Origin of the sequence: Vibrio ouci (genome assembly GCF_004551525.1) — a bacterium.
Classification (GTDB): domain Bacteria; phylum Pseudomonadota; class Gammaproteobacteria; order Enterobacterales; family Vibrionaceae; genus Vibrio; species Vibrio ouci.
Map to the genome: position 1 here is coordinate 1 of NZ_SATR01000203.1, position 1,191 is coordinate 1,191.

1 protein-coding gene is annotated in these 1,191 nt (G+C 42.8%); it reads left to right on the forward strand.

Annotated elements, in window-relative coordinates; translation table 11 throughout:
- The first annotated feature begins 209 nt into the window (after positions 1–209).
- A complete protein-coding gene (locus tag ELS82_RS25140; RefSeq protein WP_134837786.1) occupies positions 210–1,166 on the forward strand; it encodes an IS110 family RNA-guided transposase in 957 nt (318 codons plus the stop codon).
- Positions 1,167–1,191 lie beyond the last annotated feature (25 nt).

Genomic DNA, 1,191 nt, shown 5'->3' on the forward strand with positions numbered 1-1,191 from the left:
TTGTATGGATAATAAGCGCTCCAATCGGGTAAGGTGAGACCCAGACTTTAACTGCAACTAAAGTTCTTCTATCTGGTAGTTCGATTAAATGATGGCTCCTCTATCGAGAGACCGATAACAAGTACGAACGCCAGATAGAACTCCAAGCACCACACTCGAATAGTCTTCTGGGTCTCGAGCCCGCATTTGCAAGCAAGAGTTAGCTTATTATGAATACAAACACACTTCAAAATATTAATGTCGGCGTTGATACCGGTAAGTCACAATTAGACATCTATATCCGCCCACTCGACATTTACTTCACTGTACCAAACACCGATAAAGGCATCAGCGATGCCATCAAAACCATTAAGAAACACAAACCTCAACGCGTCGTTATCGAAGCTACTGGCCGATTAGAAATGCCCTTTATACTCGCCTGTGATAAAGCCAAATTACCTTACGTCATTGCGAACCCACTACGCATCAAAAAGTTCGCTGGCGCCATCGGGCAAAGAGCCAAGAATGACCGCTTGGATGCTGCCCTCATTGCACACTATRCTGAGAAAGTTCAGCCTGAACTCACTCAATTAAAAAACGAAAACATTCGACTAATGAGTGACTTAGTTACACGACGCAACCAACTACTCGCCATGCAGACCATGGAAAGAAACCGACTACAAATATTACCAAAGAACATCGCCTCAACCATTACGYCCATCTTAACCGCTCTAAAAAATCAAATTGAAAAAGTAGAAGCTAAAATCACAAAGCTCATCGATATTTCACCTGAATATCAGGCTAAAAATGAGATACTTCAAAGTATGCCTGGAGTCGGTAAAATACTGGCCGCATCTATCATCAGCAACGTCCCAGAACTTGGTTACATCACCAATAAACAAGCCTCTAGCTTGATTGGCGTCGCACCAATAACAAGAGAAAGTGGCCGTTACAAAGGCAAGCGGGTGATACAAGGAGGACGAGCTCAAGTTAGAACCGTTATGTACATGGCGATGATGTCGGCCATCCAATGCAACCCTGTTTTTAAGGCAACTTATGAACGATTACTTGCGGCAGGAAAACCAAAGAAAGTAGCCATAGTTGCCTGTATGAGAAAGATGGTTGTGATACTTAATTCGATGCTAAGAGACGGTGTAATGTGGGATAAAGATAGCGTCAAAGATTAACTATTGACGCCATAGTCTCTTGTTA